Below are 7,045 nucleotides of genomic sequence, written 5' to 3' on the forward strand. Positions count from 1 at the left end.
GCGGCGCGGTCGAGGGCGGCCCGCAGCTCGTCGAGCAGGGCGGCGGACAGGGCGTTGCGCCGCCGGGGCGCGTCGAGCGTGATGCGGGCGTACGGGACGGGCGGCGCGTCGGTTCGCGACGGCGCGACGACGTCGTAGGTGACCTGGTTGTGGTCGGTCATCGAGAAGTCCTCCGGGTGGGGCCTGGCGCTGTGAGGTTAATGGTGGTTAACCTCTGTGACATGCGCAACATGCATACCTCACCAGAGCACCCGGAGCACACCAAGCTCCGGGACGCGGTACGTGACTACGCCGACCGCGAGATCGCGCCCCACATCGCCCGATGGGACAGGGAATGCCGCCTGCCCGTCGAGGTGGTGCACCAGATGGGGGAGCTGGGCCTGTTCGGCCTGACCGCCCCGGAGGAATACGGAGGGTCCGACCTCGGGCTCACCGGGCTCAGCATCGCCGTCGAGGAGATCGGCCGCGTGGACCAGTCCGTCGGCATCACGCTCGGGGCCGGCGTCGGCCTCGGCGTCGGCAGCCTGCTGGCGTACGGGACCGCGGAGCAGAAGGAGGCCTGGCTGCCCGACCTGATCGCCGGTCGGCGGCTCGCCTCGTTCGGCCTCACCGAACCCGGCGCGGGCAGCGACGCCAATGCCATGTCCACCACCGCCGAGCTCACCGACGGCCAGTGGGTGATCAACGGCGCCAAGCAGTTCATCACCAACTCCGGTACGCCCGTCACGAGCCTCTGCACCGTCGCGGCGCGCACCGGAACCCGGCCGGACGGCAGCCCGGAGCTGTCCGCGATCATCGTCCCCAACGACACCCCGGGGTTCGTCGTCGAGCCCCTGCACGACAAGATGAGCTGGCGCGCGTGCGACACCCACCCGCTGCGCTTCGAGAACGTGCGTGTACCCGAGGCGAACCTGCTGGGGGAGCGGGGCAACGGCTTCAAGCAGCTCATGCTCTGCCTCAACACCGGCCGCGTGGCCGTGGCGGCGCTCGCGACCGGCTGCATCCAGGCCATGCTGGACCTGACGGTGGAGCACGCCGGCGTGCGCCCCACGTTCGGCGGGCCGATCGGCCGCAAGCAGGGTGTGGCGTTCCAGATCGCCGACATCGAGGTCATGGTCCAGGCCAGCCGGGCGCTCACCTACCGGGCCGCGGCGCTCAAGGACTCGGGGGCGCCGCTCGACGAGTTCCGGCGTGCCTCCTCGGTCGCCAAGCTCTACGCCACGGAGTCGGCGGTGACGGCCACGCGCATCGCGGCGCAGGTCTTCGGCGGCTACGGCGTCATGGAGGACGGGCCGATCGCCCGGTTCTACCGGGACGCGAAGGTGCTGGAGATCGGCGAGGGCACGTCCGAGCTGCAGCGCATGCTCATCGCGCGGGGGCTTGGTCTGCCGGTGGAGTAGGGCCCGCCGGCGGAGCGAGCAGGGCCGCGTGCGCCATGCGGGTCAGCAGGGCCCGCATGGCGGCGCGCCCGATCCGGGCGCTGTGCGGCGTGGAGTTGAGCAGGCCGAAGGCGGCCTGCACGGCGGCCCGCGCCTCGGTGGCGCCGAGGTCGGGGCGCAGGGGGCGCAGCGCGTCGGTCCAGACGTCGATGTAGGCGAGCTGGTGCTTGCGTACCTGGGCACGGGCCTCCGTGCCCAGGGCGCCCCACTCGCGCTCCTGGATGACGATGAGCGCGGGGTTGTCGAGCGCGAAGTCGGCGTGCCGGTCGATCAGCGCGGCCAGCGCGCCGTCGGCCACCGCGGGGTCGGGCAGCAGCTCGCGCGCCCCGGCCAGGAGCTGGTCGGAGGCGTGCAGCAGGCACTGCCCGAGGATGTCCTCCTTGCTGGCGAAGTGCTTGTAGAGGGCCGGGCCGGAGATGCCGACGGCCGCGCCGATGTCGCCCATCGAGACACCGTGGAAACCACGGGCGGCGAACAGGTCGGCTGCCGTGCTCAGGATCTGCTGCCTGCGCGGGGTCACCGGTGCAGTCTACGAGCGCGGCCGTCGGCGGCGGCTACTTGATCCCCGTGCTGGCGATGCCCTGCACGAAGGTGCGCTGGAACACCAGGAACACCACGAGCAACGGCACGACGGCGACCGTGGCGACGGCCATCACCGCGCCCCAGGGCGAGGTGAACGCCGGGTTGTTGGTCAGCGTGGACAGCCCGACGGGTACGGTCAGGCTCTCGTTGCCCTGCAGTACCACCAGCGGCCACAGGAAGTCGTTCCACCGGTTCATGAACCCGAGGATGACGAGCACGCCCACCAGCGGCCAGCAGGTGGGGAGCACCACGCGGAAGAACGTGCGCAGCTCCCCGGCACCGTCCAGCCGGGCGGCCTCGATCAGCGCGTCGGGCACGCCGAGCATGAACTGGCGGGCGATGAAGATGCCGACGACGTCGAACAGGGTCGGCAGGATCACCGCCCACGGCGAGTCGACCAGCCCCAGGCGCGCCGTGACGAGGAACGCGGGCACGAGCGTGACCTGGATCGGGATCATGATCGTGACCAGGAACGCCGCGTACAGCAGCCCGCGGCCGCGGAACCGGTACTTGGCCAGCGCGTACCCGGCACCGAGCGACACGCAGACCGACAGCGCGGTGCCCACGGACGCCACGAAGAACGAGTTGCCGAGCCACTGCCACACCGGCTGCTGGGCGAACACCTCGGTGAAGTTGTCCGTGGTCGGCGCGTCGGGCCACAGGTAGAACTCGCTGCTCTGCGACTGGCCGCCCGGCGTGAGCGCCGAGACCACCATCCAGTACAGCGGGAACACGACGAGGGCGGCGACGGCGGTCAGGGCCGCGGTGAGCAGCCAGCGCCGGGTGCGTCGTGCGCTGGTCCGGGTCACAGGAGCTCCTCCGCTCGCCTGGTGGCCCGCTGCCGCAGCAGCGTGAACACCAGCAGGATCAGCACGAGGAGCAGGCCGAGCGCGGCCGCGTACCCCATGCGGGCGTCGGCGAACGCCGACCGGAACACGTACTGGATGAGCACGGTGGTCGAGAACCCGGGCCCGCCGCCGGTCATCACGTAGATGACGTCGAAGGCCTGGAGCGAGAACACGACGTTGAGGATGAGCAGGATCGACGTGGTCGGCGCCAGCATCGGCACCGTCAGGCGCCGGAAGCGCTGCCAGCCGCTCGCGCCGTCGATCGCGGCGGCCTCGCGCAGCTCCGCGGGGATCGACTGGAGCGCCCCGAGGTAGATCACCATGCAGAACCCGATCCGGGTCCAGACCACCACGACGATCAGCGTGAGCATCGCGGTGCGCGGCGACGTCAGCCACGGCAGGCCGCCCAGTCCGAGGGCGGCCAGCGCGTTGTTGGCCACACCGTAGTCGGGGTTGAAGATCCACGACATGATGACGCCGACCACGACGCCGGCGGCGACCATCGGCACGAAGAACAGGGCACGCAGCACGCCGCGTCCGGGCAGCGGCCGGTTCAGGGCGACGGCCAGCGCGAGGCCGATCGCCATCGCGGTGGGCACGGTGCCGACGGTGAAGAGCACCGTGTTCCACAGCGCGGTGCGCAGCAGCGGGTCGCCCAGCATCGTCTCGTAGTTCGCGGTGCCGACCCACTCGCCGTCGCCGAGCGTGGCCGTGTCCTGGAAGGACAGGGCCACCGCGATGACGATGGGTAGCAGCGAGAACGCCAGGAACAGCAGGGCGGCGGGCCCCGCGAAGACGTACGGTGCCCAGCGGGCGCGCCGTCGCGGCGGCGACTCAACGTGTGGTGACACTGCGCATCGCCTCCGTCATCTGGGCGCCGGACTGCGCCGGGGTGAGCTCGCCGAGCAGGCACAGGTCGAGGTAGTCGGCGAACACCGAGTTGAGCGAGCTGAAGTACCGGCCGGACTCCGCCCGCACCATCGACAGCGGGATGGTCCCGGCCTGGTCGATGAACTGCTGCATGGTGTCGGCGTGCCGCTCGTAGCCGATGTCGGCGGCGTCGAGCGAGGACCGGGCGGGCAGCCAGTTGCCGCGTCGGCAGAACTCGGCCACGTTGGCGCGGCTGGTGATGTGCGCCACGAGCTCGGCGGCCAGCTCCGGGTACTTGCTGGACCTCGTGACGGCCAGGGCGTTGCCGCCCAGGTCGGACGCCTCGCCGGTGTTGCGGATCATCGGCGCCGTGCCCCACTCGTCGGGCAGGCCCTCGTCGAGGGCGGCGATCGACTCCGGGTTGTCGAGCATGAGCCCGATCTGCCCGGTGAGGAACAGGTCGCGGGCCACGGCCCCGCCGCCGGACTTGCTCATGTTCGCCGGCGACACGAGGCCCTCCGCGTACCAGCGGCGGCCGAAGTCCAGGGCCTCGATCGCCTCGGGGCTGTCCATGGAGGGTGTCTCGCCGTCGTCGCCGAGAAAGGCGCCGCCGTTCTGGTAGACGATCGGCAGCCAGCGGTACGCCGTCTCCGGGCCGCTCCAGCCGTAGCCGAACCCGTAGCCGCCGGTCACCTGGCGGGCCTCGCGGGCGATCTCCAGGAACTCGTCCCAGTGCCACGCCTCGTCGAGGGACGCCGGGGCCGTCACGCCGATCCGGTCCAGCACGCCCCGGTGGTAGTAGGTGATGAAGTTGTCGGTGTGCTGGAAGACGCCGAACAGGCCGTCCTCCTTGGCGCCGATCGCCCAGAACGGCTCCGAGTAGTCGTCCCGGTAGTCGGCGGGCACGGCGCCCGTGAGGTCCACCAGGCTGCCGTTCGCGGCGTAGCGGCCGATCTGCTGGGGCGTGATGCGGATGATGTCGGGCGCGAGGTCGGCCGCGAGCCGCGTGATGAACCACTGGTGGAACTGCCCGGTGGTCACCTCGACCGCGACGCTGGTGCCGGGGTGGTTCGCCACGAACTCGTCGGCGATCGCCTGGTACGACTCCAGGTCGAGCGGGATGTTCCACGAGGACAGGCGCAGGTGCCTGGTCCCGGTCGGGGCGCCGGAGCAGGCCGCGAGCGCGCCCGCCACGCTGATCCCCGCCACCGCGATGAACGCGCGGCGGGACAGCCCATGGGTCGGCATGTCGTCTCCTCTTCGTCGAGGGTGGTGCTGATGTCTCGATGGGGGACCGGTGGCCCCGGGCGCCGTCGCCCGGGACCGCCGGGCGGTCAGCGCGCCGTGGCGGCGGGCGCGAGGGCAGCGGGCAGCAGGGCGGCGTGGGCCGCCAGCAGCTCGTCGGTCATGGCGCGGATCTGCTCCAGCGTGCAGTGGGCGGAGGTGAGCGGGTCCAGTGCGACGGCGTGGTGCACGTGCTCGACGTCGCCGGTCAGTGCCGCGCGCACGGCGAGCGTCTGCACGTTGACATTGGTGCGGTTGATCGCGGCGAGCTGCGGCGGCAGGTCGCCGAGGGTGGTGGGTTGCACCCCGTTCGCGTCGACGAGGCAGGCGACCTCGACGCAGGCGTCGTCGGGCAGGTTGGTGATGACGCGTCCGGCGTTCGGCACGTTGCCGTAGACGACGGCGGGTACGCCGGTGACGACGGCGTTGACGATGGACGCCCCGTACTCGACGGACGGCGTGAGGTCGGCCTTGAGGCGCTCGAGCTGCTCGTCGACGTCGCCCTGCTCGTCGTGGGCGGCGCAGATCTCGTAGTAGTCCCAGCGCTCCGGGATGTACTCCCTGGTGGTGGCGTCGTCCTTGCGGAACCACGGCACGTACTCGGAGGCGTGGTGGCTGGACTCGGTCTCGAAGTACCCGAAGTGGTTCATCAGCGTGGTGCGCACCTGCTCGTTGCCGCCCTCGTAGGTGCTGGCGGCGAGCGCGGCGTCGGAGTGGTCGCCGTCGTCGGCCAGGAGGTCGGCTGCCGCGCGGCCGCGCTGGTGCCGCGTCGACATGACCTCGCGCAGGCGGGGGTAGACGTCCTCGGCGCCGTGCCGGAACTCCAGGATCCACGCCTGGTGGTTGATGCCGGCGCAGCGGTAGGACACCTCGTCGTACGGGAGGCCGAGCGTGCGCGCCAGCATGCGGGTGGTGCCCTGCACGGAGTGGCACAGGCCGACCGTGCTCAGGCCCAGCGCGTTGAGGTACGCGGTGGCCATGGCCATCGGGTTGGCGTAGTTGATGAACTGGGCGCCGGGGCACAGCTCCAGGGCGTCGGCGGCGATGTCCTGGTAGGCGCGTACCGAGCGCAGGAACCGGAAGACGCCGCCTGGCCCGACCGTGTCGCCCACGGTCTGGTCGACGCCGTACCGGCGCGGGATCTCGACGTCGTGGCGGTAGGACTCCACGCCGCCCACCTGGAACGTGATGATCACGAAGTCGGCGCCGGCCAGGGCCGCGCGCCGGTCGGTGGTCTGCTCGACGACGGTGGGCAGGCCGTGGTGGTCGACGAGCTCGCGGGCGGCGCCCGCCACCCGGTCGAGGCGGCCCGCGTCGAGGTCCATGAGCGTGAGCGTGGCCGTCTGCAGGGCGGGGAAGCTGAGCAGGTCGCCGATGAGGCGGAACGGGAACACGAAGCCGCCGGCGCCGATGATGGTGATCTTCGGTGAATGAGCCATGCGGCGACGCTAGGTCCGAGGATGCCGGTGAGACCTCCGGCTGCGTGCCCGCCGTCTCCGGGATCCTTCGACCGGCGCCGTGCCGGGGCAGCCCCTATGCTGCCTGCCCATGGTGCTCGCGGACGACGAGGTCGAGCTGGACGAGGCCGCGCTGTGGGTGCGGCACGGCGTGCCGCCCGTGATGGCGCGCCCGCACCGGCACGACGACCTGGAGCTCAACCTGGTGCACACCGGCCGGCTGGAGTACCTCTTCGGGGGCTCCGGCCTGCGGGTCGAGGCGGGCGAGGTCGCGCTGTTCTGGGGCGGCACCCCGCACCAGCTCGTCCACCCGTGCGCCACGCCGACCGACGTGTCCTGGGTGCACATCCCGCTCACGGAGGTGCTGCGCTGGGCGCTGCCCACGGAGCACGTCGCGGTGCTGCTCAGCGCCCGGCCCGTCGTGGTGCCGGCGGCCGTGCTGGTGCGCGACGTCGCCGCGCTGTTCGCGAGCTGGCACCGCGACGTCCTCGACGGCGGGCACCGCACGGTGGTCATGCTGGAGGCGCAGGCGTTCGTGCGTCGGGTGCTGGACAGCCCGGCGGGC

7 protein-coding genes are annotated in these 7,045 nt (G+C 71.8%); 2 read left to right on the top strand and 5 right to left on the bottom strand.

Annotation, left to right across the window (positions count from 1 at the left end; translation table 11 throughout):
- Nucleotides 1-221: 221 nt before the first annotated feature.
- Nucleotides 222-1,400, top strand: coding sequence for an acyl-CoA dehydrogenase family protein (locus PROKR_RS14315; RefSeq protein WP_245605832.1), 1,179 nt, complete (start codon nt 222-224; stop codon nt 1,398-1,400).
- On the opposite strand, the gene PROKR_RS14320 is transcribed toward PROKR_RS14315, so the two are convergent.
- From PROKR_RS14320 to melA, 5 genes are all read right to left on the bottom strand, one after another.
- Nucleotides 1,366-1,959: a TetR/AcrR family transcriptional regulator gene (locus PROKR_RS14320; protein ID WP_036964335.1), complete on the bottom strand. Its 594-nt coding sequence runs from the start codon at nt 1,957-1,959 to the stop codon at nt 1,366-1,368. The two genes, PROKR_RS14315 and PROKR_RS14320, sit on opposite strands and share 35 nt — an antisense overlap.
- 34 nt (nt 1,960-1,993) lie before the next feature.
- Nucleotides 1,994-2,830, bottom strand: a complete 837-nt coding sequence (locus PROKR_RS14325; protein ID WP_036964336.1) for a carbohydrate ABC transporter permease — start codon at nt 2,828-2,830, stop codon at nt 1,994-1,996.
- The gene (locus PROKR_RS14330) at nt 2,827-3,720 is read right to left on the bottom strand and encodes a carbohydrate ABC transporter permease (RefSeq protein WP_036964337.1); all 894 of its coding nucleotides are present in this window, start codon (nt 3,718-3,720) and stop codon (nt 2,827-2,829) included. Before PROKR_RS14330 ends, PROKR_RS14325 begins: the two co-directional genes overlap by 4 nt.
- Nucleotides 3,704-4,987, bottom strand: coding sequence for an ABC transporter substrate-binding protein (locus PROKR_RS14335; protein ID WP_036964338.1), 1,284 nt, complete (start codon nt 4,985-4,987; stop codon nt 3,704-3,706). Before PROKR_RS14335 ends, PROKR_RS14330 begins: the two co-directional genes overlap by 17 nt.
- Nucleotides 4,988-5,073: 86 nt before the next feature.
- Complete coding sequence (gene melA, locus PROKR_RS14340) at nt 5,074-6,462, bottom strand: alpha-galactosidase (protein WP_036964339.1); 1,389 nt, start codon at nt 6,460-6,462, stop codon at nt 5,074-5,076.
- Nucleotides 6,463-6,571: 109 nt separating this feature from the next.
- Between melA and PROKR_RS34985 the strand changes: the two genes are divergently transcribed.
- Nucleotides 6,572-7,045: AraC family ligand binding domain-containing protein (locus PROKR_RS34985; RefSeq protein WP_169736436.1), on the top strand; the 474-nt coding region annotated here is incomplete at its 3' end.

Origin of the sequence: Promicromonospora kroppenstedtii DSM 19349 (assembly GCF_000515355.1) — a bacterium.
Classification (GTDB): domain Bacteria; phylum Actinomycetota; class Actinomycetes; order Actinomycetales; family Cellulomonadaceae; genus Promicromonospora; species Promicromonospora kroppenstedtii.

Bases quoted from the DNA above. Each gene is read 5' to 3' on its own strand.
- PROKR_RS14315 (WP_245605832.1), top strand. From the start codon at position 222: ATGCGCAACATGCATACCTCACCAGAGCACCCGGAGCACACCAAGCTC.
- PROKR_RS14335 (WP_036964338.1), bottom strand. From the start codon at position 4,987: ATGCCGACCCATGGGCTGTCCCGCCGCGCGTTCATCGCGGTGGCGGGG.
- melA (WP_036964339.1), bottom strand. From the start codon at position 6,462: ATGGCTCATTCACCGAAGATCACCATCATCGGCGCCGGCGGCTTCGTG.